The organism is Pseudomonas sp. GW-45 (genome assembly GCF_056896675.1).
In genome coordinates this window covers 1,346,873-1,372,965 of sequence record NZ_CM167674.1, presented here as the reverse complement: position 1 = coordinate 1,372,965, position 26,093 = coordinate 1,346,873, and the positions used below count along the sequence as shown (strand labels likewise).

Sequence of the window (26,093 nt, the reverse complement as noted above, 5' to 3'; positions counted from 1 at the left end):
CCGACCGATTCACGGAAGAATCCCATGGGCCGAAGCCGTTACATCATCACCGAACGTGAAAAGTCGCACTTCCTCACCTGCACGGTAGTTGAGTGGCTGCCGCTATTCACCCGCCCTGCACTGGTCGACATCCTGCTCGACTGCTGGCGTTACCAGCAGGCCAACCAGGGACTAAAACTGTACGGCTATGTGGTGCTAGAAAACCATCTGCACTATGTGGCTCAGGCAACTGATCTGGCCAAATGCGTCAGCGGGTTCAAGTCCTATACGGCACGTCAGGTACTCAATAACCTGGAGCAGCATGGCGCCAACTCCACTCTGCAGCGCTTAAGCTTCGCCAAGAAAGCGCACAAGCAGGATCGCGATTATCAGTTTTGGCAGGAAGGCAGCCATGCGGAACTGGTGTGCAGTACCGCGGTAGTGCGGCAAAAGCTGGACTACATTCACCTGAACCCAGTCAAGCGTGGTTATGTGGATCGTCCTGAACATTGGCGCTATTCCAGCGCGCGGAACTACGAAGGGCAGCCCGGGCTAATCGAGATTGACCGCTGGGAGTGAGGTGACGCGGAGCGTCTAGGGCTGCATTCCCACGCGGAGCGTGGGAACGATGAATCACTACACCAGCTTTAATCAGCTTCAACGCCGTCGTCTTTCTCACTACGGTTAATAATTGCCGCTCCCACCAAATCCCCAGTGACATTCAACGCAGTTGCGCCCATCCCCACCAGCGCATCAATGGCTGCGAGTAGAGCGACGGTTTCAATTGGCAATCCCACTTGGGCGAAGACGGTGGCGATCATGATGATGCCAGCGCCGGGAACGCCAGCCGTGCCTATGGTTGCTAGGGTGCCGACAATTACAATTTGCACCATTTGCATCAGGTCCAGCGGCACGCCTATTACGTTGGCGGCAAAGACGGCTGATATTGCGATTCTGATGGCAGCGCCATCCATGTTAATCGTTGCGCCCAAGGGCAGCATGAAACTGGATACGCGGTGAGACAGCCCCATGCTGCTGGCGGCATTCATGGTGATGGGCAAGGTGCCGGAGCTGCTTTGAGTGGCGAATGCGGTGATCATTGGCGTCCTTGCGTGGCGGATGAAGTTGCCGACTTTGACGCCCGATACCAACATGGCTACAACGTATAAACCCGCGTGCACGAACAAGGCGATATACAGTACCAAAACCATCCCCGCCAGCGACGTGATGGTGTCGGTGCCCTGCTTGGCGACGGTGCCGGCCACGATAGCAAATATGCCGATAGGCAAGTAATGCAGCACGCCACGCATGATCATCATGGTCGCTTCGTTAAGCCCTTCCACGACCGTCAGTACCTGTTTGGCTGCATTGCCATAAACCGGTGATTCACGCAGTTTCAGCAGGGCGATGCCAAAGGTCACGGCGGTAAATATGATGCCGAGCATGTTCATCTGCACAAAGGCGGCAAACAAATTGTCAGGCACGATACTGAGCATCACCTGCACAATACTCGCCTGATTCTTTACCTCGACTACGGCCTCACTATCGATCTCCATACCGGTGCCCGGCGCTAATACAGTCGCCACGGCAATGCCGACGATCATGGCAATGGCGGTTGAGAGTAAATACCAAACTATAGTTTTTCTGCCCAGGCGCCCCACCCCACCAACATCCCCTTGGTTTACACCCATGATCAGGGTGAATAGCACGATGGGGACAATCAAAAATTTCAGTAGCCTCAAAAGAAGCTCGCCTAGAGGGGCAAACAAATCTACGACCGATTGACTGGCGAATAGACCAACACCAATGCCTAATAGTAAGGCAATGGTGATGCGAAGTATCAGAGATGATTCTGTGTATTTTTTGAACAACACTTGCATAAAATCCTCTCTGAATTAAATGAGGTACTCAACGGGCACGCCCGCTGTAATAAAGGTTAGATGAGAGCGCACAGCGCTACTCAATTATTACTCTGACGACGCTGCGTCATACCTTTGGCCCTGCGGCATCCTGCTTGCTTAATTTCAGCCATCGCCCGAGCCTGGAATTAGGGTTGCGACTCACAGACCAAGGTAACCACACCATGACGGCCAGCATCACCAGTGCGGCTATTACAGTAAGTGCCGGATGCAATGTAAAGGTATTGCCGAGGCCGGCGAACACCATTGTCATGGGTAGCATGCCTACCAGAGTCGCGAGAGCAAAACGCCAGGTATGAATAGCGGTAACGCCTGCGGCGTAGCTGATCAAAGCGAACGAGAAGATCGGTATGAGCCGAGTCAGAAAAATCGTGATGGTCAAAAAACGTTGCGAGCCGTCACGCGCCAATATGGGGTTATCCGGAAAGTATTTGCAGACCGCTTCACGCCCAAGAAGCCGTGCAATCCAGAATGCAGCGAGAGCCCCAATCAGAGCGCCTGTGGCGGCAATCGCCGTGCCCATGGCCACGCCAAAGGCCAAGCCCGCAGTCGCGCTCACCGGAAGCGTAGGTATGGGGCCAACCACAACGGCGATCACCATCAGCAGCATGAGCAATAACGGCCCGACAGCGCCCTGACTGGTAAGCCACTCAGCCAGCATCTCTGGCGCGAGACTCGCGGGCATACCAAGCACCTGCAACAACCACCAGGCACTCGCTAGCGCAGCAGCGACAAGCATGGCGACGACGACCTTCAATGACACTCCGCAACCTCCGGGTAAAAGAACCTATGCATAACAATGGCGGCACGCATCCGCTGCAGCGCTATCTTGCCACTCAGCACAACTCGGCTCTCGTGTTCGGATGCATGTCATGCGTGGGGATTCTAACCCGGTAATCAGAGCATCACACGCCTAGCACTGCTGCGTAGAGCAAAAAGCACCCCAGGGTAAGACTGATCCAGTTATAGGAGCTAAGGAACCGCGGGTGATTCGGGGAGTCGGAAAAATAGGACTCATCCATGCAATGTAAGGTGAAAATATGACTCGGCAAGCGAAAGTCGGTCAGCCACTCCCCAATGTCACAGTAAAAACCCTCGATAATCAGACTGTCCAACTCGGGCAGCAAGACAGTGCCAAATGGCAGCTAGTTGTGGTCTATAGAGGCCTGCATTGCCCTATCTGCAAGACCTATCTAAGCCAGATAGAAGAAATGAAAAGCGAATTCGATGAGATGAACGTGGATGTGCTTGCCATCTCCACAGACCCGGAAGCCAAGGCCAAAAAATTCCGCGATGATAATGGTCTGAGCATGACCATCGGCTACGACTTGTCGATCAGCGATGCCCGCACACTGGGCTTGTTCATTTCCGATCCACTGAGCAGCGCGGAAACAGATCAACCTTTTGCCGAGCCCGGCACTTATCTGATTCGCCCGGACCGCAAGCTGCATATTATGGACGTCTCCAACGCGCCATTCTCGCGGCCCGACCTGAAAATGCTCAAGTCCGGTATCGCATTTGTACAGAAGAAGGATTACCCGATTCGCGGCGAGGGTTGAGCCACGGTGCCGTCGCTAGGGTTATAACTTCAACTAGCGGCGTCCCTGATCAAGGGCTGCCGCCAGTTGCGGCCGCCCTTGCTGCAGGTCTGCCGGGTCGGGCTGTGGGTTAGAAGTGGAGCGAGGGCTATACTGGTCATAATCGTTCAGTAAGACTCATTTCTGAAGATCGCCCAGACCACTAGGCACAATACGAGAAACCCTTTACTACTGCGGCAACGCTTCTCTGTTTATTGTTCAGCAGTCTCGCCTCGGCCGAGCAATATCAGGTTGTTACAGAAGAGTGGGCTCCTTACAACTATATGGAAGACGGCCAGCTCACCGGCATGACCACCGAGATCGTTCGGGCCATCATGCAACTGACCGGTGATGACTTTGATGTGACGCTGCTGCCCAGCATGCGCAGCTCCCGCGCGCTGAATACTCACCCAAAAACCATTATGTACTCGATGTTTCGCACCGCGGAGCGCGAGCATTTATACAAATGGGTTGGCCCCATAGTAGAAGAATCCATACATCCATATCAGCTGGCCAATACGCTCCAGCCGATCAATACCCTTGAGCAACTACTGCGCGCTCCCCAGATCACCACGCGCCATGCCGGCCTCATACCGGAGTTGCTCACGTCGCTGGGCTTTCGCAACCTGGACAAAAGCGCGACCGGGAACCTGCAGCTTTATCGAATGCTGCTGGCCGGACGTACGAGTATCATCATCGGCGACACCGCTGCGGGCGTGGCTTACTACAGCCGCCAGTTAAATATTGCTCCAGGCACGCTGCGACAGATCCCTATTGAGACGTATCGCTCAACGCTCTACATAGCCTTCAGCCGTGACTGTGACGATACCCTGGTAGACGCTTGGGCCAACGCTTTAGAACGGCTGCGTCATTCGGGTGAATTGCAGAAAATTCAGCAACGCTACGAACGCCCCGTCGGTTAATCGGAAGCGACCCCAGCGTAGCTCGCTATCCGTGTTTATATCTTCAGGCAGGCAAAGAGCGCATTCCCCGACACGCCATCCCAAGGCAATAACCGCTCGTAATCATGCTCCAGCACCTGTACCTCAAAATACGGCTTAAGCAGCTCAAACAACTCATCAAACCCTACTGCCACCATAGGGTGCTCGTCGCGCCATACTTGCTTTTCATCGTCCGTGGTTTTTTCAATATGCAGTTTTAACGACTGCTGCTCGCCTTCACCGCGGTAATGCCAACCAGAGCTAAAGCTAAACACGGATTCAGCGTGCTTTACGTTGTGTGACACCCAAGAACCGTTATCAATATGCTGCTTATCCACCGCGTTGAAACAGAAAAGCCCGCCCGTGACCAGTGCACTATGCGCGCTGGCGATACAGGCCCTCAGTCGCTCGATACTGGCACTGTAGTGGATGGAATAGAGGAAGCAGGTAATCAGATCGAGCGGCTCACTTACTCTGAAATCACACATATCCTGCAGCGAAAACTGCGCTTCCGGACAACGCACCTGCGCCTTGTCCAGCATGGGTTGGTTGATGTCGAGTCCGCTGCTTTGAAATCCCGCATCCAGAAAATGCCGGATATGCGGTCCTGTCCCACAGGCCAGATCAAGGTGCCTGTTGCCACCGTTCCCCAATAGCTGATGAAGACGTTGAACGCTGCGGCTTTGCGCGTTGTAATCGATATCCGCACACATCAAATCGTAGTAACCGGACAGGTCGGTGTAAATGGCATTGGAAGGCATGTTGGCTTGCTGGTGAGCGATGGGGCGCGAATCATATACCGGCGCCAGGAAATTCACCCGTAAATCTGGATGTACCCCATTACCTACTCATCACGCCCAGTCCTCACCGGCGGAAAACCCGGCATTTCACCTGCGCGCTTAACGCCACACCCGGTTTTGATTGCTCTATACCTCTGAAGCCAGAACGATGAACGCGGTCTTTAAGCGGGTAAACGGGCTTACTGATTCCCGCCCTGCACTGCTAGACTCTGCGTATAACCTATCAAGCCCGCATGAGTGACTAATTTGTCTGTAGCCTCTCACCGTCTACCCCTCGCCCTGCGCCGCAGCTTGATTACTGTCGTTCTGTTTATAGCTTGGCTACCCAGTCTGACAATGGCCGCTTGCGAAAAAACCCTGCGCTGGGATGACGATCCACCGCTCAGCATGCAATTGGCTGATGGCGCTATAGGCGGCATTTATGTAGACGTTAACCGCGCGGCTTTAGAGCGTTTGGGCTGTGAGGTAACCCTGCGGAAACTGCCTTGGGCACGTGCCCTCAAGGAGCTTGAACTAGGCCGTCTGGATGTATTGCCAGGCGCCTTCCGACGACCCGAACGTGAGGTCTATGCCTACTTCTCCGGCGAGGTATTGCCGCCGTCTCGCAACCTGCTGTTTGTGCAAACAGAGGCTTTTGAGCGCTGGCCGGTGGCGCGCTTGATTGAGTTACGGCGTATACCCTTTCGCCTCGGAGCACAGATCGATGTGCACTACGGGCCGGCCTATGAGCAGTTGATGAGTGACCCCGCCTTTGCCGACCGAGTAGCAATGGTCGCCACCCGCGCTAACCTCTGGAGCATGATCGACAAGCGACGCATCGACGGAGCCATAGCCGATGAACACACTGGCGCTTATGAGATCAACCAATTGGGTCTGAGCGAGCAGATCAAAGCCACCAGCGTGGTGGTGTCTAATACAGCTGCCGAAGTCGCTTTCAGCAAGCGTTCGAATACCCCGGAGTTTGTTCAGACTTATGCCGAGGCATTACAAGCATTGGTGGCCGATGGCAGCTACGAGCACATTGTACGGCGCTATATTACGCCGTGAGCCGCTGTATCTTTTTGGCAAAGTGCAGGTGAGTTTCGGCATTGGCCAAGGTCACCGGTTGGGTGATTGAACCAGCTGCTGATGAATAAACAGAGTAGAGGGAATGCTATAGCGGGTGGTGGGGTTAGCCATGGCGAAAGTTCCGCCATGGCCTCTTGTCTTACTATTCCGGGGTGCAGGCTGGTAAGCCCGAGCGCTGACCCACAGTGAAGTTACAGCCGTAGTTTGCATTCGATACGGTAGCTGGATTCAAGACATCATCACCGGACGGCTTGATGTCGTCGTTAACCCATTTCAGCCAATCATTGATCGCTGCTTGGTATTCGCCAGCAGAGAAATCACAGTGACTAGGTGCCCGAATCGCACGCTGTACCAACAGGTCAGCGTTGCCATTTTCCTGCGCGTGCTCACGGTAGAGTTGCTGGTGACGGAACGGTACGTAAAAGTCACCCAAGGTATGCATGGTTAGCACTGGCACATCAAAGTCGCCTTTGACCAGCGGAATCCAGCGCACACCATCCTCGCGCAACGGGTTTGCTTCAGGATCAGCGCTGATTCTGGAAACCTCTTCGTTGAACTCCAACTCTTCAGTTGTTGGCTCTGCACCGCTGGTCCAGCGATATACCGTGTTTTGGTTGTCATAGATGGAGCTCGCCAGGATCCCATTGATGTCTCCGGCTGAACCACCAGTGGCCAACACTATGTCATGTAGAACGGTATCAAACCCGTATTCAAAAATCGGACGCTCACCGCCCGACAAGTTCTCGGCAATAGCCATCAAGCGCTGACCAGCCAAGCCTTTGGGCGAGGTCCAATCTGGTCTACCACCAACCTTCTGGTTAAACAGCGCATTCACCATCGGTCCCGGGGCAACTAGCACTGATACCCTCCCGTCGTTGTAGAAAGTACCCACCAGGCTCTGAAACTCCGAATATTCCTGGTCGCCGTACCCCGACAGCTGCATCATCATGCGGGTGTAATCGCCCAGCCATTGGAACTCATTCTGCTCGGACTGGCAAAAAGGAGCGGCGCCTGCGTATTCAACTTTGAATTGGGTGCGTTCGATATTCTCCCGATCCACCGCTGCTGCGGCGATATGGCCGCCCAGAGAGCCGCCCGAAATAAGGTATTGGTTCGGCGTAGACAGTCTCGCGCCGTGATCCCGTTCGACATACTCCACCAGGTTCAGCGCCAGTTTGTTGGTATCTTCCAGGCCTGCACGCGCGTCGTACCAGTTAGCAGAGTAGGACGAGACAGCCCAAGCGTAGCCCGCACCTATTACCGCTTGCCGCCAAGCCTCCGGTGGCATTTGGAGACTGACCTCCAAAGTGTCGCCACCATAGCCGCGCGTCCACAAGATCAGACCATCACCGTCCCAGCCATCAGGCACTTCAACTCCATAAAGCGCATCGCCTTGCAGGCCGTCATATTTACCGAAATAAATTTGGGTACCTGGCAGTGCGGCCGGCAGAGTAACGGGAAGTTGGGCGGTAAAAACGCGATCATCATGTAAGCGGGTTACTTCCGGCGTTTGCGCGGCAGGCTGATCATCATCCCCTCCGCCACCTCCACCACTCAAACAACCGCTGAGCATAATCGCGGATAAAGCCATGGGCACAGCAGACCGGCACCAATGATGTGTTGGCAACATAAACCTCCAATGTTCTGTTCTTATGATTTTTATTATTGAGCTTGAGCCCAACGCGCTCGTTCTGCGCGTGCCGAGAATAATGAAGTTTCCAGAAAAATGCCGCATCATCATCAAAATTGATATGGTCTCCCATGCGCAAGCGATTATCTGGCTGCGAAGCGGCTGGGGAGGCTCTACCAAACGCGCTGGTCAGTAGCTTGCCTATACCGCGTGGAATGGAAAATAATCATGGCCGAGAGGCTATCTGCACATTAGCGTGATGAACGTCAGCGTTAGGCCGGTTTGCGTTTCTAGACGACTCAACCATGGGTTCTGAATTAACTCGCTCACGAATACCTTTAAAGTGCGGTTGATAGAATACTCAGGAGAAAAGTATGAACACGGTATCCAGTCGCGGCGCTCAGATTCGCGAAGCATTACAGGTGAATCCTGACCTAAAAGGCACAACCGAGATCCAGCGTGAGATCGAGCGACGCGTCGACTTTATCAAGGCGACTGTGCGGAGCTCCCATACCCAAGCGTTAGTGCTAGGCATCAGCGGCGGTGTGGACTCAACAACCGCGGGCCGGCTATGCCAAATGGCGGTTGAATCGCTACGCCAGGATGGCTATGAAGCCAGCTTCTACGCCATGCGCTTGCCCTATGACGTGCAGGCGGACGAAGCAGATGCACAAACAGCGCTGGATTTTATTAAACCGGATCATTTACGCACGGTAGACATCAAGGGCGCAGTGGATGGAATGATGGCGTGTTTTACCGAAGAGCAGGCTGAAGCCGGCAAACGCGACTTCGTCAAAGGCAACGTCAAAGCGCGTGCCCGCATGGTCGCGCAATATACCTTGGCCAATTTCTTCAATGGATTGGTCGTGGGTACCGATCATGCCGCTGAGGCAGTCATGGGTTTTTTCACCAAATTTGGCGACGGCGCTTGCGATCTGGCCCCGCTGACCGGGCTGACCAAAAGCCAGGTGCGGCTAATTGCGTCGGAGCTGAATGCGCCGGAGCAACTGGTGCACAAAGTACCTACCGCCGATCTTGAAGAGCTAAAGCCTGGCCGCCCGGATGAAGACGCCTACGGACTCAGTTATGAACAAATCGATACCTTCCTGCTGGGCGAGCCCCTCGATGAGGACGCCGCCCAACGGATCATTGAGCGTTACGATGCCACAGAGCACAAGCGTCAGGTGCCTTTAGCACCTTGAGCCGCATTCGCTAACAGATGACGCCCTAGCCCTGGCGCTGAACTTCGCGCAACGGGCAGGGCGTCACCCCACCTCCTTGCACGCAAAAATGTAATCGCTTCGAAGATTATTGCCCCGCTACCCTGCCCCGTGCGGCGTGCAACTTCTTATAGCTATCGATTAGGCGCTGATGACGGTCAAGACCTTCGAGCTTCATGCTGGTAGGTGCTAAGCCAAAGAAACGCACGCTGCCATCGACTGAGCCCAATACGGCGTCCATGCGCTCATCGCCAAACATGCGCCGGAAATTGGCCTGGTAATCCTCCAGTTCCAACTCATCGTCCAGCAGCACCTCCAGCACCACATTCAAGGCCTGATAGAACAACCCGCGCTCGACAGTGTTGTCGTTGAACTGCAAGAAGGTTTCGACCAGTTCTCTGGCTTCTTCAAACTGCTGCAAGGCGACATAAATCAGCAGTTTCAGCTCTAGAATCGTTAACTGCCCCCACACGGTATTGTCGTCAAACTCAATGCCAATCAGGGTGGTGATATCGGTGTAATCATCCAGCTCGCTTTCTTCCAAACGCTCAGCCAACGCTTGCAACTCGTCTTCGTCCAAGCTGTGCAGGTTCAAAATGTCAGCACGGAAAAACAACGCTTTGTTGGTGTTATCCCAAATCAAATCATCGACTGGGTAAATCTCTGAATATCCCGGCACCAGTATGCGGCAGGCGGTGGCGCCCAGGTCGTCGTACACGGCCATGTACGCTTCTTTGCCAAGGTCTGCGAGTATGCCAAACAGTGTGGCGGCTTCATCCGCGTTTGAGCTTTCGCCTTCGCCGGAAAAGTCCCACTCCACAAACTCGTAATCCGATTTGGCACTAAAAAAGCGCCACGACACCACACCGCTGGAATCGATAAAGTGCTCAACAAAGTTGTTTGGCTCGGTCACTGCCTGGCCTTCAAAGGTAGGCCTAGGCAAGTCGTTCAAGCCTTCGAAGCTGCGACCTTGCAGCAGCTCGGTAAGGCTGCGCTCCAACGCCACCTCAAAGCTGGGGTGCGCACCGAACGAGGCGAAAACACCGCCAGTACGTGGGTTCATCAAGGTCACGCACATGACCGGGAATTCACCACCCAGTGAGGCATCCTTTACCAGCACCGGAAAGCCCTGCTCTTCCAGCCCTTGAATACCGGCCAAGATACCGGGGTACTTAGCTAACACCTCCTGCGGCACATCGGGCAACGCCAGTTCGCCCTCTAGAATCTCGCGCTTTACAGCGCGCTCGAATATTTCGGACAGGCACTGCACTTGCGCCTCTGCCAGCGTATTGCCGGCGCTCATGCCATTGCTGAGGTAGAGGTTTTCAATCAGGTTGGACGGGAAGTACACCATCTCACCGTCTGACTGCCGCACGTAAGGCAACGAGCAGATGCCGCGCTCTATGTTCCCAGAGTTGGTGTCGTACAGATGCGAACCACGCAGCTCGCCCTCGGGGTTATAAATCGGCAGGCAGTACTCGTCGAGAATCTCCGTCGGCAACGCGTCTTTGCGGCCCGGCTGAAACCAACGTTCGTTCGGATAATGCACGAACGCGGCATGGGCGATGTCCTCGCCCCAGAACTGATCGTTATAGAAGAAGTTGCAGTTAAGGCGCTCGATAAACTCGCCCAGCGCGGAGGCTAGCGCGCCCTCTTTGGTCGCACCCTTGCCATTGGTAAAACACATTGGCGAGTGCGCATCACGGATATGCAACGACCACACGTTGGGAACAATATTGCGCCAGGAGGCGATCTCGATCTTCATGCCCAGGTCGGCGAGAATGCTCGACATGTTGGCGATGGTCTGCTCCAACGGCAAGTCCTTGCCGAGGATGCGAGTACCCTCTGCTGAGGCCAATTGGGGCATCAGCAACGCTTGCGCATCGGCATCCAGATTGTCCACTTCTTCGATTACAAACTCAGGCCCGTTCTGCACCACTTTTTTTACGGTACAGCGGTCGATAGAACGCAGAATGCCTTGGCGGTCCTTGGCAGAAATATCGGCTGGCAACTCAACCTGAATTTTAAAAATATGGTTGTAGCGGTTTTCAGGGTCAACGATGTTGTTTTGGGACAGGCGGATATTTTCAGTGGGGATATTGCGCGTGTCGCAGTACAGCTTTACGAAGTAAGCCGCACACAGCGCCGAAGACGCCAGAAAGTAGTCAAACGGCCCCGGCGCCGAACCGTCGCCTTTATAGCGAATGGGCTGGTCTGCCACCACCGTGAAGTCATCAAATTTGGCTTCAAGCCGGAGGTTGTCGAGAAAGTTGACCTTAATTTCCATGTGCGATTACCAGAGTTGCGAGCAAGACGAATTGGCCGCCATTATCCGGCTTTTGAGCGGGAAGTCATGCGCTGACTGCCACCCGAGCTAGACCTCCTTCCCTTATGGGTGCCTATTTTGTCTGCAAACCCATCACCCATATTGAACGATCGCTCAGAATTAATTTGACTGTCCTTGCGGCTACGCCTAGCATTTGATTAATTATTGAATGATCACTCAATTAACAAGCCTGATAGCTGTAGCCATTGGATTTTCAGAGTTCAGTTTTGCTTATGCCAAAACAAACCATTTTAGGAGGCGAGCACCATGGGCGCTGTCATCAATCGTAGCTTGCTGGCCACCCGGCGCTTGAGCGTCAACCTGGTCACCTACCCCGAAGGCCACCGCGTACCACGCCATAATGACCCCATGGGCGGAGGCAGCTATTACAAATTGAATCTGGTTTTGAAAAAGCCATTAGAAGGCGGAATTTTCCAGGTGGAACGGACCATTTTTTCTTTCTTCAATCGCGTGATTCTTTTCCGCCCCGATCTCTACGATCACAACGTTTCGACCATTACTCGGGGCAAGCGCGTGCTATTGAGCTTCGCTTTTTTAGCGCCGTGGGGAGCGACCGAACAGGGTTTTTAATCCCGTGGTCCAACACCCTTCCAGGTGGTGGTGAACCAAGGTGACGAATACTCGATGCGTGAAGAAGAACATCAGCAAAAGCGTACCGAACAGATAGTCTTTTTACGCGTCTGACGGTAGGTCAACATTCACTTTTGTAAATGTTCTGTGGAAACACTGTGTAGGCAAAGCCAACAGCCACAGGCAAACGAGGTTTTTTATGACTGAACAAAGCCGCACCCCGATTATCGTTTTCGATGTAAATGAAACCCTGCTCGATATCACCACTTTAGCTCCACTGTTCTCCCGCGTCTTTGGTGATAGCACCGTTCTACGCGAGTGGTTTGCGCAGCTGATTCTTTACTCGCAAACCATGACCCTATGTGGCCGTTACGCCCCATTTGGCGAGTTGGCTGTAGGCACCTTACATATGCTCGGCACGATTCATGGCGTGGCTATCAAGCCGAGCGATATTGATGAGTTCAAGCAGTTAATGAGCGTGTTACCGGCGCACCCGGATGCAGCCCCGGCACTGGACACATTGCGCAAGGCTGGGTTTCGGTTGGTAACGCTGAGCAATTCGGCGAGTAGCGCCTCGCCTACGCCACTTGAGCGCGCAGGTTTGGCTGATTTTTTTGAACACAGCTTTAGTGTGGATGCGGTGAAAAAATTCAAACCCGCGCCAGAGACCTATCAGTTCGTAGCAGAACAGCTAAAGGTGCCGATGGCCGATATTGTCTTGGTCGCGTGCCACCTGTGGGATACCGCCGGCGCGCAAGCGGCAGGTTGTCATGGCGCATTGCTGACCCGCCCACACAACGCCGTTCTGCCGCTAGCCGAATTGCCGGCGCCAGACATGGCTGATGCAGATTTGGGTGGGCTGGTTAAGCAAATCATTGATCGTTGGAAAGCGGCTTAATTGAATCAACCTAACGACGATAACCTCCTCGTTCGAGTAATAGGATAAGTATGTAAAGCCGCATTCTTCTGCGCGCAGATGGGTTCATATTTTGCTGGGCAACGCGGGGGGTATGGATACCGCCCGGATATAACCGGCCACTCAACTTCGACGCCATAACACTCGACGAATGCGCGCTAGCAAAACAGTCGCTACAAAATTGTTTTGTGGGCAAGCCTCAAAAAGGGGCATAAAATCGACGGAACTATTCATTCCGCTGCGGGTCGTCGATGTCCAATATTTCCCAATTTGACCGCGATATAAAGAACATCGCCAAGATCGACGCCGTCCCGCTGATTCTCAGCATGGTAAAGCAGACTACGGGCATGCGTTTTGCTACGGTCGCCAGGGTTACCGAGGCAAACTGGGTAGCCTGCGCGGTAAACGACTCAATCGACTTTGGCTTGGAACCCGGCAGTGAATTGGCGATAGACACCACTTTTTGTAACCAGATCAGCCAGAACCGGCAGCCAGTCATTTTCAAGCATGCGAGTGAACATAGCATTTACGCTACGCATCCCATCCCAAAACTGTACCAACTAGAAAGCTACGTTTCTGTCCCTATCGTCAGATCAAACGGCGAGTTCTTCGGCACACTTTGCGCCATCGACAACATCCCCGCGCACTTCGATGAAGAAACAGTGCTGGCGACATTAGGGCTTTTTGCGCAGCTGATTGGCGTTCAGCTAGATATGCAGGAAGCACAAGAAAAGGCTGAAATTGCGCTGAGCAACGAAGCCGAAACTGGCCGCCTTCGCGAACAGTTCATTGCCGTTCTAGGCCACGACTTACGCTCACCATTGACCGCTATCGGCATGAGTGCAGAGCTGCTGGAAGGCAAGCTGACCATCGAACGTGACCGTGGGCTGGCCACCTCGATCAAACAAAGCGCGACGCGCATGGGCGCGCTAATTGAAGACGTTCTGGATTTTTCCAGAGCGAGGATGGGCGGCGGCATTCCAGTCAAGCGCGTACTAACCGACCAGTTAACCTACGCTTTCACCTCGGTGATAAATGAGGTGGCGCTGTCTCATCCCAACGTGTCGATCAAGCATCATATCGCCACCCCGCCGCAGAGCTTTTGTGACGCCGGGAGAATGGGACAGCTGCTGTCAAATCTGCTGGTTAACGCGGTAAGCCATGGCTCGAAGGAGTCACCAGTAGAGGTTTCCGCGATAGTGGAGAACGGTAATGTAGTGCTCGCCGTTACCAACCAAGGCGTAACTATTCCGCCAGCGCAGATGGCGCTACTCTTTCATCCTTTCACCCGGTCAGAAGCGGGTGGAAGAGGTGAAGGCCTGGGTTTGGGGTTATACATCGCAGCGCAAATTGTTGCCGGCCACAATGGCACGCTCAGTGTGTCTTCCACTCCAGAGGCTGGCACTTGCTTCACAGCCAGATTCCCAAGCCTATTGGAAGACGTCCTAGTGTTACCCGCTGACGTCCAACTGGCATAAGCACTAACCGTAATGAGCTAAGTGTACTGGAAGGTCGAGTTCCATCTCGACCATCGCAGTCGCGCCCCACCAAGCTTGCCGAGATAGAACTCGGTCTCTCCAGGAGCTTAGCTAACATCATTCGCGTTGCACACTGATCAGCACTACTACTCGTCGTTAACGCCCAAACCGAAAAATATCGGCGTCTGAATTACTTTTCCCCATATAGAGATCCGCAATAATCTGCGCGGCAGTGACGCTGTAAGTGATGCCGTTGCCGCCGTAGCCGAGTGCAAAATAGGCGTTGGGGAATTCTTTCGTCTCACCTATATAGGCCAGGCCATCCTTGGTTTCACCGAAGGTGCCAGCCCAGGCATAGGCGACCTCAAAGGGTATTTCAGGCATCAGTTCGGCTAGCTTCTTGGTCAGTTTTTCGCGTTTCTTAGGCAAAGCTTTGTCACGCAACTCACTGTTTTTGAAAGGCTCATCCTCTCCACCGATGATAATCCGGTTATCACTGGTGGTGCGCATATAGGTATAGGGCCGTGCGGATTCCCAGAGCAGGCACTGTTTATGCCAGCCAGGAAATTTATCAACCGGCTCAGTGATAAGGGCAAAGGTGCTGTTAAGGTCGACCACTTTTTCTTCCAGCCAGGTTTGCGATTCATAACCGCAGGCAAACACCACCTTCTGAGCGCGAACCTTATGCCCTCTGTCGGTATGCGCTGTCACGCCTGCTTCGGTCTGGTCTATGTCACTCACGGTGGTGCGATCAAAAATCTGGGCACCGTTGCTATCTGCGCGCTGCAGCAATGCGTGGGTAAGCAAGAAGGGATCTACTTGGGCACCCTGTTTTGAATACAACCCGCAGGGCGAACTGAAATTGAAGCGCGAACTGATGTCTTCGCTGTTCCAAAGCTCGATATCAAAACCGGCTTCTTTACGCACCTGATACTCTTTCTCAATAGACTCAACATCATCTTCGTTAGATGCGAAATAAAAACTGGTGTAGCGAGAAAAGCCGCAATCCGGCAGGTCTTTGGTGATCTTGGCCAGCTTGTCTATTGCATCCGAACACAAGTGATAAGCTCGCTCCGCCTTGTCTTTGCCGATGCGAGTGATCAACTCGCTTAGGTGAGTGTCGATTTCGTATTGCAACATTGCGGTGGAAGCACTAGTGCTGCCGCGTGCAACGTCTCGGCGATCCAGCACCACCACCTTCAGCTTTTGTTGAACAAGGTAATCGGCGATCAAAGCCCCAGTGATACCCGCGCCTATCACCAGCACATCGCACTCAAGGTCCTGTGACAAACCAGGATACGACTTAACCAAACCTGACCGAATAGGCCAAAAACAGTCCCCGGAACGCAAATCCATGTTGTTATCCTCTGAAAGACGGGTTTGAAGTAAATAGCGATACCACCCAGCTCTTAAATGACAACGTCGTTACAGAAAAGTGCGCCCAACGTTTGGCGTAAGTACACTCGCCCTTGTCACTTTTAGGCAGCTGAAACACAAAAAATATTCCGTGCCAGAGGGCCTGCCGGTATAGTTGCCCCATGACATCAAACAGCCACTTACCCCACGACAAACTACTCGACATGCTGCTCGATGTTGTATGCATTGTGGATATAGAAGGCCGTTTTCTATCAGTCAGCGCGGCGAGCGAACGGGTTTTTGGTTTTCGACCCGAAGAAATGATTGGCCGCACGACCTTCGACATGATGCATCCGGATGATCGCGACTTCACTCGCGGACTTGTCGATAACATCAATCTCGGCAACCCATCCTCTGACCATGAAAATCGTTATATCCACAAAGACGGACATGTGGTTCACATCATGTGGTCGGCGCAATGGCTTGAAGCCGAGCAAGTGCGCGTGGGTGTGGCGCGAGACATAACCGAGCGCAAACGAGCAGAAGCAAAACAAGCGGCGTTGTACGCTATATCAGAGGCCGCCCATTCGGCTGGAGATTTGCAGGCACTCTACCAAAAGGTGCATGAGGTCATCAGCCAGCTGCTGCCTGCAGAGCATTTTTTTGTCGCACTTCACGACGCTACAACGGAGCAGATCAGCTTTCCTTACTCTGTTGATCAATATGACTCAACGCCTTCATCCAGAGCGATGACATCCTGCACGCTCACTGCTGAGGTGATCCGCACCGGCGCGCCCCTTCTGCGAACCCGCGACACCACCGCGCAACCCGTTACAAAGTCTGATACAGAAAAAGAACAGCAGGCTCTCGCCTGGCTTGGCGTACCGCTAACATCGGGTACGCAAACCATAGGGGCCATGGTACTCAAGAGCTATTCTGGTGCGGTGCGCTACACCGAAAAAGACCAGGAACTTTTGCAATTCGTATCGGACCAGGTCGCTACAGCAATAGAACTCAAACGCACTCGCGTACGCTTGGAGTTCTTGGCGCAATATGACCAACTGACTGAGCTACCCAATCGAACACTGTTTCAGGACCGCTTGAAAAACGCCCTGCACAAAGCCAGCAGGGGTGTTTTGCAGTTGGCAGTGCTTTATCTCGACATGGATAACTTCAAGCAAATCAACGATACCTTTGGCCATACCACCGGCGACCATTTGCTGCGCGAAGTAGCGCAGCGTCTCAGGCAGTGTGTGCGAGCATCTGACACTACCGGCCGCTTGGGCGGTGACGAGTTTGCCATTTTGCTGGATGGCATCAGTAGCCCGAAAGACGCGGCCTTGGTAGCCGAGAAGGTCATCGCCTCGCTGAGCGAGCCTTATCTTCTGGAAGCAGGAACGCTGATTACTGCTCCCAGTGTAGGCATTGCCACCTTTCCGGAGCACGGCAGAGATGACGTGCAGCTGGTAAAACGCGCGGACGAAGCCATGTACATAGCCAAACGCAGCGGCGGCAAGCGCTATGTCGTTGCCGCCCCGCCTGACGAGGCGTTAACCATCTAGGTAGAGAGAGCGGACGGCTCAGCTCATCATTGAATAAACGTTAAGTCCCCAGCTACAGATCACCACATACGCCAAGTTGGGATGAATGCAGCGTATAAAATTGCGCGCATGCGTTGCCATGCTGAGCGTACCCCCCCCTCGAAACAATTCTGCAAGCGCTACCTCATATAAATCAACAAACTTGCTTTGTGGGTTATTGGCATTCAACTCGCGCTCCCGGCCCAGCATAGCAAACACAAAAAAAGCAAAAGGCAGTGCAATGCCGACAAGTAAAGCAACCAGGATGTTAGTTCCGGAATCACCCAGCCGCTTCATATACGAAATGAGGAAGCTGTAAACCAACAACAACAGCGCTACAAGCCATACTTTATCTTGTAGACCACTCGGTAGAAGCGCATCGGTCAGACGCAGAACACTCGCTGCTATACCTAACACAGCCGCCATACCTAAAAGATATTCGCCGCGGGTAATTCGACCTTTTAAATTGAACATGGTCTGGCCTAACCAGCGCCAGCAAATCTTACGTGGTGGTGCCGCCAAGCTTTCGCGAGCGGCTGCAAGTAGCAGACTGAGTCGCTCAATAGACTCATCCTCCAGCGACCACTGCAAACTCTGATCAGCACCCCACTGGAAACACTCATCCAGACGGACCAAGATCTCAGCGGGGATGGGAGCACTCGCCCGATCGCTTAGCTTGCCCATTAATCCAACTAATAGGCCACGGCCCACTGCTAGTCTCACCTCGAGGCTGTGCAACTCCGGCTGCAGCAAGAAGGCCTCCCAACTCGCTGAGTCTGCGCATCGTTCGGGGTCATTTAATAGCCGCAGCCCATAGTCGACTAGCTCGTTCAAATGCTGCTGCGCACGGCCCCGTTCTTCGCGTAAAGCCTGCTCTCGCTGCCAGTGTTCCTGTTGGATCCGCGTGCGCCCATCCGCCAGAACTTGCCGCGCGGCTTCCCGTTCAGCTACATGTTTAGCCTGACTCTCTAACGAGACACCGGGTTCAGGATTGAGAGCCTGTTCCGGCATAGGTAAGGATTCGGGCGTGGATTCAGAATTAGGCTGCGACAGCCATTCGCTTTCAGGTCTACCTAAATCAGTATCAAAGACGCGGCGCGGCGATGCTTTGGGTCCCTTGGCCAACGCAAGCTCATAAGCTTCACGCAACGCCATAAAGTCTTCTGGGTGTTCTTCGGGATGTACATTTTTGAGTAGCCGGGCATAGGCACGTTTGATAATTCTCTGATCGCTGCCAGGTTCAACACCCAGTGTCTGCCAACAGCTCACCAGTGACCTCGCTGAGCTTTAATATCGCCTAGGCGTTTTTCAAGCTCAACTCGGGCTGCATCACAACGTCGCACATCCTGAGAATCCATCACCAGCTCAAACACTTGAATCAGCTCCTCGATGTATTCGCGCTCCTCGCCCAGAGATTCTGCCCACATACGCTCAGCTTCGCCCAGCAAGGCGATGTTGGCGCTGTGCTCGCGTGGATGAAACTTAAGCTTTTCCATCTCTTTTATTAGCCTCGCGAGTTGCGATTCATCCAGCTCAGTAGTCGTGTTCTGAATAACCAAATGTGAGCGCGTACCGGTGCTGATCACCTCGGCTTGGACTTCCAAAACACCGTTTATGTCGTAGGTAAAACGGACGTCCACTGACTCAAGACCCGCCTTATTACGGGGTACCGACACCTCTAGACGACCGATTTCTATGTTGTGACGCACGAGCCGCTGCTCACCCTGAAACACCACCAGCTGAACTGCTTTTTGATGATCGCTAACGGTATAAAAGCGGTCTACTCGACTTACCGGAACCACCGTATTACGCGGGATAATCACGTGATAAAAACCAGCTTTATGGCCCTGCGTGAGGTCCTTGGCGGTCTCAATGCCCAACGAAAATGGGCATACATCAGTGAGAACGGTATCGCGTAAGCTTTGATTACGTTGCTTCAGTGCTGCCTGAATAGCTGCGCCCATGGCTACCACCAAATCAGGGTCAATGATGCTAGAGGGAATGCGGCCAAACAGCCGACCAACAAAGTTGCGCACCAACGGCATGCGCGAGGCACCACCCACCAAAATCACCTCATCGAAGTCTTCACGGCCCATGCCCGAGTCGCGCACAGCCCGTTCAATCGGATCGCGAATGCGCTGGAGCAAAGCATCACAACAGGCGCTGAAATCCTCACGAGTAAAGCGAATATCTTGTGCGGCGCCACCAATGTTCGCGGTCAAATACACCTCATGTTGTTCAGCCAACGCCTTTTTCGCTTCATCACACAAGCGATACAGGTGCGCGCTCTCCTCTCGTGTAAGCGACTGACGCTCGCGCTTTAGCTGTTCGCACACAGCACCGACCATCGCAAAGGTAAAATCTTCACCGCCCAGGAAGCTATCGCCACTGGTGGCGTGTACTTCCAACAGGTCTTCGAATTTCTCAAGAATGGATACATCGAGTGTACCGCCGCCCAAATCGACTACTATAAATCGGCGCTCTTCTTCAGATTCCTGAATACCGTATGCCAGAGAAGCTGCCGTGGGCTCGTTGATCAAACGTTCAACTTTCAAACCAGCCAGTCGAGCAGCATTTAAGGTTGCAGTACGCTGATGGTTATTAAAGTACGCCGGTACGCTGATAATCGCCTCATCAACTGGCTCACCCAGATAATTCTCAGCATCTGCCTTGAGCTGTTTGAGCAACAGTGCAGATAGCTCCTCAGGGGAGTAAGTACGCTTGCCGAGCCTGACTTTTTCAGCTGAGCCCATCAAGCGCTTGAACTGGGACGCAGTGAATTCCGGATGGGTAACCAGGCGGTCTTTGGCAGACTTGCCCACCTGCACCATACCTTGCTCGTCCACACTGACCACCGAAGGGGTTAGCAGGTCGCCAAGCGCGTTGGGGATAATAACGCTGGCGTCGTCACGCCAAACACTCACCAGGCTATTGGTAGTACCAAGATCAATGCCGACCACGGCCATACAGCATCCTTTTATCGGGTTATCGACTTCGCGCGGAATTATACACGCGCCCTTCCGCAGAATTAGCGAAAACGGTCTTATGTAAATGTCTTGCTCTACCGTGGAGGGTAAGCTCATTGCGCCCAAGCGAGAAAAAACGCAGGATAATCACACACCCGATAGCGCAGCCTGCCATGACGTCTAACGCACTACGCCAACCTTGCCCGCCCTGCACCTGCGATTGTGATCGCGACGCCTTAGTGGATGGTCCAGCTGCTGACGCCCGCATTCTGCGGCTGACGCTGCATGAAGAAAAACGCCTGCTCGTGCGACTGGAAAGCATCACCGACCTGCCAGAGTTGGAAATGTTACAGCAGCGCATGTACGAACAATTGGGTATTGTTCTGGAGATAGGTCCCGGCCTGAATGAGGTGCGCACTATGCGTGGCATTGGCTTTCGCTTTGCGCCGCAAGCCGGGCTATGCCGCAAGACGCGCAAATCAATTCCCGCAGCGATTCGACGCAGCTTTGAAGCGCACCCAGAGATCGTCTACGCCCTGCTCGACAGTCAAGACCTCTTGCGCGGCGCTTAAGCTTTTTGCAGCGAGGCAAGGAACCCAAGTAGCTTCTCAATCACAATCTGGGGTTTTTCCAGCTCTAACCAATGGCCCGCACCGGGAATCAGATCGCAGCTGCGCATATCGCTGCAGGCACGGCTCTGCATTGCCTCAAAAGCCCCGGGGCTTTGGTAGATTCCCCAGTCACTGGCTCCTGCCATAAAACAAGACGGCACTGTAATCGTCTTGCCAGCAAACAACAGCATCTCAGCCTGATTCTCCGCCGAGCCCAGCGCGCGATACCACTGCAAACCGCCTTGCAAACCTGTGTCCGCAAAGACGCTCGAATACACCGCCAGCTCCTCGTCTGGCAGCCAATCGCAGGCTGCAATCTCACGCGCGGAGGGCATGGCAGCGGCAACAGTTTCCGGCATGGTTTTGCCCAGGGCCATAACATAGTACTCAGGCATGGCCGCTAGATCCGCAGCATTGGCCGATGCTAAAGGCGCGGGATCATTACCGGCCCAATCGGCACTTTTCATATGGTAATAGGCACGCAGAAAATCATGCATACCCTGCGGGCAAGCCAGCATGTGGGCATTGGCGTCCGGCATGCACAAGTAAAGCTGATAATGCAGACGCGGTGGCGTCAGCGCCGCTAGATCCTGATGCACCTTAGCCGCCTTTGCAGCGCTATTAACGCCATCAAAACGAAAACCGGGCACGCCGGGATAAGGTGCGCTCATGAGTGCTACCGAGCAGAAAACATCCGGGCGAGTCAGAGCGCAGGTCGCGGCCACCGGTGAGCCGATATCACGCCCCACCACGGCGGCCACTGACTTATAGCCCAAGGCAAAAACCAGTCCTAAAACGTCACGTACCATATTGAGCAAACGGTACTGACTGATATCGCCCTCATAGCGCGTATCGCCACCTTCGGTCAGGCCATAGCCTCGTTGATCCGGGGCGATCACGTGGTAGCCCGCTTCCGCCAGCGGCAACATGATTTTGCGCCACGTGTAAGCCAGCTCCGGAAAGCCATGCAACAACAACACACACTCGCGTCCCGGTTGCTCGAACCCGGCCTCCAGAATATGCATATTTAAGCCGTTGCCATTATCTATCTGGCGCGACCGAATGCCGGGCGGCAGTTGCGAAGCCAGGTTTGCTTTGATGGTGGCTGTAACCGTATTGGGGCTAACGTCAGGCATGCGGGTATCTTCTTTTTTAAGATGCTGCGGTAAGCAAGCACTTCACGCTAGCCATCCCGCCATCTTGGGTCAAGCAGTCCCGCGGCTGCTCTACTATGGCAATAGGCAGACATTTAACGAATGGATAAACCAAAAAAGGGCCGCTGAATTAGCGGCCCTTTTTTATAACTCGACGCCCTACTCGCTCAGCTTGCAACCACCAGATCAGACTCGGCCTCTGCCAGCATGGCAAATTCCTCGTCGGCGGTTTTAGCTACTAAGTGCTTGCGGCTATAGCCGAAGTAGTAAGCACCCCCGATTACGAAGAGCACCACGGTATAAAAGAACGCGCGTGGATCAAAGGCATACACGCCAGTCAGTGCGATCAACGATAGCACCAGCGCGATACTTGAGGTCACCACACCGCCCGGCGTCTTGTAAGGGCGTACCAGATCAGGTTGCTTAACGCGCAACAGGATATGACTCAGCGCCATCAACGCGTAAGAGACTGTCGCACCGACTACCGCCATCGCCAGCATCAAGTCGCCCTCACCGCTCAGAGAAGCCAAGAATCCGAAGATGCCCGGCACGATCAGCGCCCGTGCTGGCACCTTGCGCGACGTGGTCAATGACAAAGACTTGGGCAGATAACCCGCCCGAGACAGCGCAAACACCAAACGGCTGTAGCCGTAGATGATCGAGAAGAACGAGGCCACCAGACCCGCCAGACCCAGCACGTTAACCAATGTCGCCAGGCTGCCGTTGCCGGTAGCATTCAATGCATCGACTAGGGGCACCGCGCTTTCACCCATCAGCTTGGCGCCTGCTGCACCCGGTACCAGTACCACCACCATAAGCGCAGTAAACAGCAGGAAGACCATAGCACCGATGATGCCCTTGGGTACGTCCTTGCCCGGGTCTTTGGCTTCTTCTGCAGCCAACGGCACGCCCTCTACTGCGAGGAACAACCACATGGCAAACGGCAACGCCGCCCATACGCCGTACCAGCCCAGCGGCAGCATATCGCTTGCGCCCGCAGCATCGGTTACTGCGATATCAAACAGATTTGATGCATCAAAGTGCATCAACAACGCAATGCCAGTGGCAACAATCGCAAACACCGCCAGACCACTGATGACCATCATCACCTTCAGCGCTTCACCCACACCGGCCAGGTGAATACCCACGAACACCAGATAGAAAGCCGCGTATACCCAAGGGCCGTTAAAACCGAGTAGGGATTCCACCGCAGAGCCAATAAAGATAACGATAGCCGCCGGTGCTAATGCGTACTCAATCAACACTGCCAAGCCCGTCATAAAGCCACCGGTCGGCCCCATCGCCTGCCGGGCAAAGCTGTAACCGCCACCCGCTGCCGGGATAGCGGCGGACATTTCTGCCAGCGACAGCACCAGCGTCAGGTACATCACCGCCATCAGCACGGCGGCAATCGCAAAGCCGCCCCAACCCGCTTCCGCAATACCGAAGTTCCAGCCGGCAAAATCACCGGAGATCACATAAGACACACCCAGCCCCGCGAGCAGAATCCAGCCTGCGGTACCGCGCTTGAGTTGCCGTTTGGCAAGGTACTCCTGATTGTCTGTCGACATGGTGAATCCTCTACTTTTCTAGTTGAAAGTTACGTCTGGTTTAAAGCGCTTTATTGCTGATCTCCGAGCCATTGCTCCCTCTTCACCGCTACTCAGAAACCAAGAAATTCTTGCCCCCGCTGTGTTCAATCACATCGTCCTGGGTACGATCTTTCAGCTTCACGCCAGACAGCTTCAGGCGCCGTGCTTCGCGCAGCAGATACAGCACGCGCCGCGCTGCCTCGGCATAACTCAGGCCCGCCGGACGCACGTTGGAAATACAGTTACGCGCCGAGTCGTTAAGGCCGGGCTTGGCGTCCCACGTCAGGTACAGGCCCAGGCTGTCTGGCGAACTGAGACCGGGGCGCTCACCGATCAGCAGCAACACCGCACGGGCATTGAGCAGCTCGCCAATGTCATCACCCACAGCGACGCGGCCCTGCTCCACCACGCTGATGGGGGCTAAGCTCCAGGGCTCTTTCTCGGCTTGCAGTAACGCCAGCAGGGGCGACAAAAACGCAACCGTGTTCTGCTGCACCGCCAATGACGACAAGCCATCGACGATGACAATCGCGAGGTCGCTCTTGGCTGCGGCGCTGGCTGAAGGCAAAGCGATGATTTGTTCTCGTGAAGCGTCGTCCAACACACGGCCTAAATCCGGCCGCTGCAGATAACTCACGCGATCCGCTGCCTGTGAATGCAATCGCAAGGCAGGCGATTGCGATAGGCCAGGCAGATCGCTCAGCTCCCGGCACAACGCCTGCACATCCAGCGGAAAATGCACCGCGTCACGGGCCTGCGCATGGCACAATTGAAACGCCAGCATCTCACTGGTGGGTAGGCTGATACCGGCGCGACCAAGGCCAATGCGGGCGTCGGTAAATTCGCGCAGTCGACGCCAAGGATTTTCTACTACCTTGCCGTTTTGCAGGTGCTGTTCAGCCTGGCTATCTGCAGGCTGGACGCTAACGCCCTCCGGTTTGCGGTCGCTCATGCGCGGCCTCCCGGCATTGCCTTAAGCGAGCGAGCGAAAGGCTCGGGCAGCGCGTCGTTCAAGATGTGACGATCAGCATCACGCATGATCTGCATGCGAGTTAACCACTGCTCAAACTCCGGCGCCGGGCGTGAACCCAGCACACGGCGTACGTAGAGCGCATCGTGAAAAGAGGTAGTCTGGTAATTCAGCATGATGTCGTCTGAACCGGGAATACCCATCACAAAGGAGCAGCCCGCCACACCGAGCAGCGTGAGCAGATTATCCATATCATTCTGGTCAGCTTCGGCATGATTGGTGTAGCAAACGTCACAGCCCATGGGCACACCGAGCAACTTGCCGCAGAAGTGATCTTCCAGTCCGGCGCGGGTAATTTCCTTACCGTCAAACAGATACTCAGGGCCGATAAAACCCACCACGGTATTCACCAGCAGCGGTTTGAATTTGCGCGCTACCGCGTAGGCGCGCGCCTCACAGGTTTGCTGGTCCAGCCCACGATGCGCGTTGGCCGAGAGCGAGCTGCCCTGCCCCGTCTCAAAGTACATCACGTTATCGCCAACGCTGCCGCGCTTGAGGCTCAACGCCGCCTCTTGCGCCTCGGCCAGGGTATTCAGATTGAAGCCAAAGCTGCTGTTGGTCGCCTCTGTACCGCCGATCGACTGGAACACCAGATCTACCGGGGCGCCCGCTTCAATGCACTCGATGGTATTGGTCACGTGTGTCAGCACACACGACTGGGTTGGGATCTCGTACTTCTCGATCACCTCGCCCATCAACTGCATCAGTTTGATCGCTTGGGAAACGTTATCGGTTGCCGGGTTGATGCCGATCACCGCGTCGCCGTTGCCGTACAGCAGTCCGTCGAGAATACTGGCGGCAATGCCGTTCACATCATCAGTCGGGTGATTGGGTTGCAGGCGCGTAGAGAGATGGCCCGGCAAGCCGATGGTGTTGCGAAAGGCCGTGGTGACGTGACACTTTTTCGCGACCAGAATCAGATCTTGATTACGCATGATCTTGCTGACCGCCGCCGCCATTTCAGGCGTGATACCCCATTGCACGGCGCGCAGCACCTCAGGGGTAGCGTGATCGCTCAGCAGCCAGTTGCGAAAGTCGCCTACGGTAAGATGCGCAATAGGCGCAAAGGCCTCGGCGTCATGCTCATCCATGATCAGTCGGGTGATTTCGTCCTGCTCATAGGGCACCAGCGCTTCGTTCAAAAAAGTCTTGAGCGGTACATCAGCCAAGGTCATCTGCGCCACGGCGCGTTCTTCCGCCGATAACGCGATTACGCCTGCCAAGCGATCGCCTGAACGCTGCGGCGTAGCCTTGGCCATCAAATCGGCGAGGTTGTGAAACTGATAGGTCTTGCTACCCAATATGTAGCGATAGGTTTGGCTCATGGTTACCTCAGGCACAGAACTTGCTGCTAAAATG

At 54.4% G+C, this 26,093-nt stretch carries 23 protein-coding genes; 11 read left to right on the top strand and 12 right to left on the bottom strand.

Annotated features, from left to right (window positions below; all coding sequences use genetic code 11):
* Positions 1-24: 24 nt before the first annotated feature.
* Positions 25-558: an REP-associated tyrosine transposase gene (locus AC1XYH_RS06210; protein ID WP_483325762.1), complete on the top strand. Its 534-nt coding sequence runs from the start codon at positions 25-27 to the stop codon at positions 556-558.
* Between the two features lie 68 nt (positions 559-626).
* Here the strand turns inward: AC1XYH_RS06210 and AC1XYH_RS06205 are convergent, their stop codons facing one another.
* Positions 627-1,859: a dicarboxylate/amino acid:cation symporter gene (locus tag AC1XYH_RS06205; RefSeq protein WP_483325761.1), complete on the bottom strand. Its 1,233-nt coding sequence runs from the start codon at positions 1,857-1,859 to the stop codon at positions 627-629.
* A gap of 106 nt (positions 1,860-1,965) precedes the next feature.
* Positions 1,966-2,637 carry a TVP38/TMEM64 family protein gene (locus AC1XYH_RS06200; protein WP_483326318.1) on the bottom strand — a complete coding sequence of 224 codons (672 nt, stop codon included), beginning with the start codon at positions 2,635-2,637 and terminating at the stop codon, positions 1,966-1,968.
* A gap of 301 nt (positions 2,638-2,938) precedes the next feature.
* Here AC1XYH_RS06200 and AC1XYH_RS06195 point away from each other — a divergent pair, with 301 nt between their 5' ends.
* Positions 2,939-3,457, top strand: coding sequence for a peroxiredoxin-like family protein (locus AC1XYH_RS06195; protein ID WP_483325760.1), 519 nt, complete (start codon positions 2,939-2,941; stop codon positions 3,455-3,457).
* Between the two features lie 233 nt (positions 3,458-3,690).
* On the top strand, positions 3,691-4,398 hold the full coding sequence (locus AC1XYH_RS06190) for a substrate-binding periplasmic protein (protein WP_483325759.1): 708 nt from the start codon (positions 3,691-3,693) through the stop codon (positions 4,396-4,398).
* A 35-nt stretch (positions 4,399-4,433) separates the two neighbouring features.
* Here AC1XYH_RS06190 and AC1XYH_RS06185 read toward each other — a convergent pair whose 3' ends face one another.
* A complete protein-coding gene (locus AC1XYH_RS06185; RefSeq protein WP_483325758.1) occupies positions 4,434-5,177 on the bottom strand; it encodes a class I SAM-dependent DNA methyltransferase in 744 nt (247 codons plus the stop codon).
* A gap of 285 nt (positions 5,178-5,462) precedes the next feature.
* Here AC1XYH_RS06185 and AC1XYH_RS06180 point away from each other — a divergent pair, with 285 nt between their 5' ends.
* Entirely contained in the window at positions 5,463-6,263 is an 801-nt protein-coding gene (locus tag AC1XYH_RS06180; protein ID WP_483325757.1) for a substrate-binding periplasmic protein, read from the top strand.
* Positions 6,264-6,426: 163 nt separating this feature from the next.
* Here AC1XYH_RS06180 and AC1XYH_RS06175 read toward each other — a convergent pair whose 3' ends face one another.
* Complete coding sequence (locus AC1XYH_RS06175; RefSeq protein ID WP_483325756.1) at positions 6,427-7,875, bottom strand: alpha/beta hydrolase; 1,449 nt, start codon at positions 7,873-7,875, stop codon at positions 6,427-6,429.
* Between the two features lie 61 nt (positions 7,876-7,936).
* On the opposite strand from AC1XYH_RS06175, the gene AC1XYH_RS06170 reads away from it, so the two are divergent.
* Positions 7,937-8,110: a hypothetical protein gene (locus tag AC1XYH_RS06170; protein ID WP_483325755.1), complete on the top strand. Its 174-nt coding sequence runs from the start codon at positions 7,937-7,939 to the stop codon at positions 8,108-8,110.
* A gap of 178 nt (positions 8,111-8,288) precedes the next feature.
* The gene (nadE, locus tag AC1XYH_RS06165; RefSeq protein WP_483325754.1) at positions 8,289-9,116 is read left to right on the top strand and encodes an ammonia-dependent NAD(+) synthetase; all 828 of its coding nucleotides are present in this window, start codon (positions 8,289-8,291) and stop codon (positions 9,114-9,116) included.
* A 106-nt stretch (positions 9,117-9,222) separates the two neighbouring features.
* Here nadE and AC1XYH_RS06160 read toward each other — a convergent pair whose 3' ends face one another.
* Positions 9,223-11,421, bottom strand: a complete 2,199-nt coding sequence (locus tag AC1XYH_RS06160) for an OsmC domain/YcaO domain-containing protein (RefSeq protein WP_483325753.1) — start codon at positions 11,419-11,421, stop codon at positions 9,223-9,225.
* A 306-nt stretch (positions 11,422-11,727) separates the two neighbouring features.
* On the opposite strand from AC1XYH_RS06160, the gene AC1XYH_RS06155 reads away from it, so the two are divergent.
* The 3 genes from AC1XYH_RS06155 to AC1XYH_RS06145 all read left to right on the top strand — a co-directional run bounded on the left by AC1XYH_RS06155 (position 11,728) and on the right by AC1XYH_RS06145 (position 14,445).
* Positions 11,728-12,051 carry a 2OG-Fe(II) oxygenase gene (locus AC1XYH_RS06155; protein WP_483325752.1) on the top strand — a complete coding sequence of 108 codons (324 nt, stop codon included), beginning with the start codon at positions 11,728-11,730 and terminating at the stop codon, positions 12,049-12,051.
* A gap of 199 nt (positions 12,052-12,250) precedes the next feature.
* The gene (locus AC1XYH_RS06150) at positions 12,251-12,949 is read left to right on the top strand and encodes a haloacid dehalogenase type II (protein ID WP_483325751.1); all 699 of its coding nucleotides are present in this window, start codon (positions 12,251-12,253) and stop codon (positions 12,947-12,949) included.
* A gap of 269 nt (positions 12,950-13,218) precedes the next feature.
* On the top strand, positions 13,219-14,445 hold the full coding sequence (locus tag AC1XYH_RS06145; protein ID WP_483325750.1) for a GAF domain-containing sensor histidine kinase: 1,227 nt from the start codon (positions 13,219-13,221) through the stop codon (positions 14,443-14,445).
* Between the two features lie 156 nt (positions 14,446-14,601).
* Here AC1XYH_RS06145 and AC1XYH_RS06140 read toward each other — a convergent pair whose 3' ends face one another.
* Complete coding sequence (locus tag AC1XYH_RS06140) at positions 14,602-15,801, bottom strand: NAD(P)/FAD-dependent oxidoreductase (RefSeq protein ID WP_483325749.1); 1,200 nt, start codon at positions 15,799-15,801, stop codon at positions 14,602-14,604.
* A 182-nt stretch (positions 15,802-15,983) separates the two neighbouring features.
* On the opposite strand from AC1XYH_RS06140, the gene AC1XYH_RS06135 reads away from it, so the two are divergent.
* Positions 15,984-17,363 (top strand): sensor domain-containing protein, encoded by a 1,380-nt coding sequence (locus tag AC1XYH_RS06135; protein WP_483325748.1) that lies wholly within the window; start codon positions 15,984-15,986, stop codon positions 17,361-17,363.
* A gap of 18 nt (positions 17,364-17,381) precedes the next feature.
* Here the strand turns inward: AC1XYH_RS06135 and AC1XYH_RS06130 are convergent, their stop codons facing one another.
* A complete protein-coding gene (locus tag AC1XYH_RS06130; protein ID WP_483325747.1) occupies positions 17,382-18,650 on the bottom strand; it encodes a J domain-containing protein in 1,269 nt (422 codons plus the stop codon).
* Positions 18,647-20,347, bottom strand: a complete 1,701-nt coding sequence (locus AC1XYH_RS06125) for an Hsp70 family protein (RefSeq protein ID WP_483325746.1) — start codon at positions 20,345-20,347, stop codon at positions 18,647-18,649. Before AC1XYH_RS06125 ends, AC1XYH_RS06130 begins: the two co-directional genes overlap by 4 nt.
* Positions 20,348-20,520: 173 nt before the next feature.
* Here AC1XYH_RS06125 and AC1XYH_RS06120 point away from each other — a divergent pair, with 173 nt between their 5' ends.
* Entirely contained in the window at positions 20,521-20,919 is a 399-nt protein-coding gene (locus tag AC1XYH_RS06120) for a hypothetical protein (RefSeq protein WP_483325745.1), read from the top strand.
* Here the strand turns inward: AC1XYH_RS06120 and AC1XYH_RS06115 are convergent.
* From AC1XYH_RS06115 to AC1XYH_RS06100, 4 genes are all read right to left on the bottom strand, one after another.
* Positions 20,916-22,094 carry an alpha/beta fold hydrolase gene (locus AC1XYH_RS06115; protein WP_483325744.1) on the bottom strand — a complete coding sequence of 393 codons (1,179 nt, stop codon included), beginning with the start codon at positions 22,092-22,094 and terminating at the stop codon, positions 20,916-20,918. The two genes, AC1XYH_RS06120 and AC1XYH_RS06115, sit on opposite strands and share 4 nt — an antisense overlap.
* 185 nt (positions 22,095-22,279) lie before the next feature.
* Complete coding sequence (gene eat, locus AC1XYH_RS06110) at positions 22,280-23,683, bottom strand: ethanolamine permease (RefSeq protein WP_483325743.1); 1,404 nt, start codon at positions 23,681-23,683, stop codon at positions 22,280-22,282.
* A gap of 88 nt (positions 23,684-23,771) precedes the next feature.
* On the bottom strand, positions 23,772-24,656 hold the full coding sequence (gene eutC / locus AC1XYH_RS06105) for an ethanolamine ammonia-lyase subunit EutC (protein WP_483325742.1): 885 nt from the start codon (positions 24,654-24,656) through the stop codon (positions 23,772-23,774).
* A complete protein-coding gene (locus AC1XYH_RS06100) occupies positions 24,653-26,059 on the bottom strand; it encodes an ethanolamine ammonia-lyase subunit EutB (protein WP_483325741.1) in 1,407 nt (468 codons plus the stop codon). The genes eutC and AC1XYH_RS06100 overlap by 4 nt, the downstream gene beginning before the upstream one ends.
* Between the last annotated feature and the right edge of the window lie 34 nt (positions 26,060-26,093).

Excerpts from the sequence above, each read along its gene's own strand:
- eat (WP_483325743.1), bottom strand. The coding sequence starts at position 23,683 with ATGTCGACAGACAATCAGGAGTACCTTGCCAAACGGCAACTCAAGCGC.
- AC1XYH_RS06140 (WP_483325749.1), bottom strand. The coding sequence starts at position 15,801 with ATGGATTTGCGTTCCGGGGACTGTTTTTGGCCTATTCGGTCAGGTTTG.
- AC1XYH_RS06175 (WP_483325756.1), bottom strand. The coding sequence starts at position 7,875 with ATGGCTTTATCCGCGATTATGCTCAGCGGTTGTTTGAGTGGTGGAGGT.
- AC1XYH_RS06210 (WP_483325762.1), top strand. The coding sequence starts at position 25 with ATGGGCCGAAGCCGTTACATCATCACCGAACGTGAAAAGTCGCACTTC.
- nadE (WP_483325754.1), top strand. The coding sequence starts at position 8,289 with ATGAACACGGTATCCAGTCGCGGCGCTCAGATTCGCGAAGCATTACAG.
- AC1XYH_RS06195 (WP_483325760.1), top strand. The coding sequence starts at position 2,939 with ATGACTCGGCAAGCGAAAGTCGGTCAGCCACTCCCCAATGTCACAGTA.
- AC1XYH_RS06150 (WP_483325751.1), top strand. The coding sequence starts at position 12,251 with ATGACTGAACAAAGCCGCACCCCGATTATCGTTTTCGATGTAAATGAA.
- AC1XYH_RS06155 (WP_483325752.1), top strand. The coding sequence starts at position 11,728 with ATGGGCGCTGTCATCAATCGTAGCTTGCTGGCCACCCGGCGCTTGAGC.
- AC1XYH_RS06125 (WP_483325746.1), bottom strand. The coding sequence starts at position 20,347 with ATGGCCGTGGTCGGCATTGATCTTGGTACTACCAATAGCCTGGTGAGT.
- AC1XYH_RS06200 (WP_483326318.1), bottom strand. The coding sequence starts at position 2,637 with ATGCTTGTCGCTGCTGCGCTAGCGAGTGCCTGGTGGTTGTTGCAGGTG.
- AC1XYH_RS06120 (WP_483325745.1), top strand. The coding sequence starts at position 20,521 with ATGACGTCTAACGCACTACGCCAACCTTGCCCGCCCTGCACCTGCGAT.
- AC1XYH_RS06170 (WP_483325755.1), top strand. The coding sequence starts at position 7,937 with ATGATTTTTATTATTGAGCTTGAGCCCAACGCGCTCGTTCTGCGCGTG.
- AC1XYH_RS06160 (WP_483325753.1), bottom strand. The coding sequence starts at position 11,421 with ATGGAAATTAAGGTCAACTTTCTCGACAACCTCCGGCTTGAAGCCAAA.
- eutC (WP_483325742.1), bottom strand. The coding sequence starts at position 24,656 with ATGAGCGACCGCAAACCGGAGGGCGTTAGCGTCCAGCCTGCAGATAGC.
- AC1XYH_RS06100 (WP_483325741.1), bottom strand. The coding sequence starts at position 26,059 with ATGAGCCAAACCTATCGCTACATATTGGGTAGCAAGACCTATCAGTTT.
- AC1XYH_RS06205 (WP_483325761.1), bottom strand. The coding sequence starts at position 1,859 with ATGCAAGTGTTGTTCAAAAAATACACAGAATCATCTCTGATACTTCGC.
- AC1XYH_RS06185 (WP_483325758.1), bottom strand. The coding sequence starts at position 5,177 with ATGCCTTCCAATGCCATTTACACCGACCTGTCCGGTTACTACGATTTG.
- AC1XYH_RS06145 (WP_483325750.1), top strand. The coding sequence starts at position 13,219 with ATGTCCAATATTTCCCAATTTGACCGCGATATAAAGAACATCGCCAAG.
- AC1XYH_RS06135 (WP_483325748.1), top strand. The coding sequence starts at position 15,984 with ATGACATCAAACAGCCACTTACCCCACGACAAACTACTCGACATGCTG.
- AC1XYH_RS06115 (WP_483325744.1), bottom strand. The coding sequence starts at position 22,094 with ATGCCTGACGTTAGCCCCAATACGGTTACAGCCACCATCAAAGCAAAC.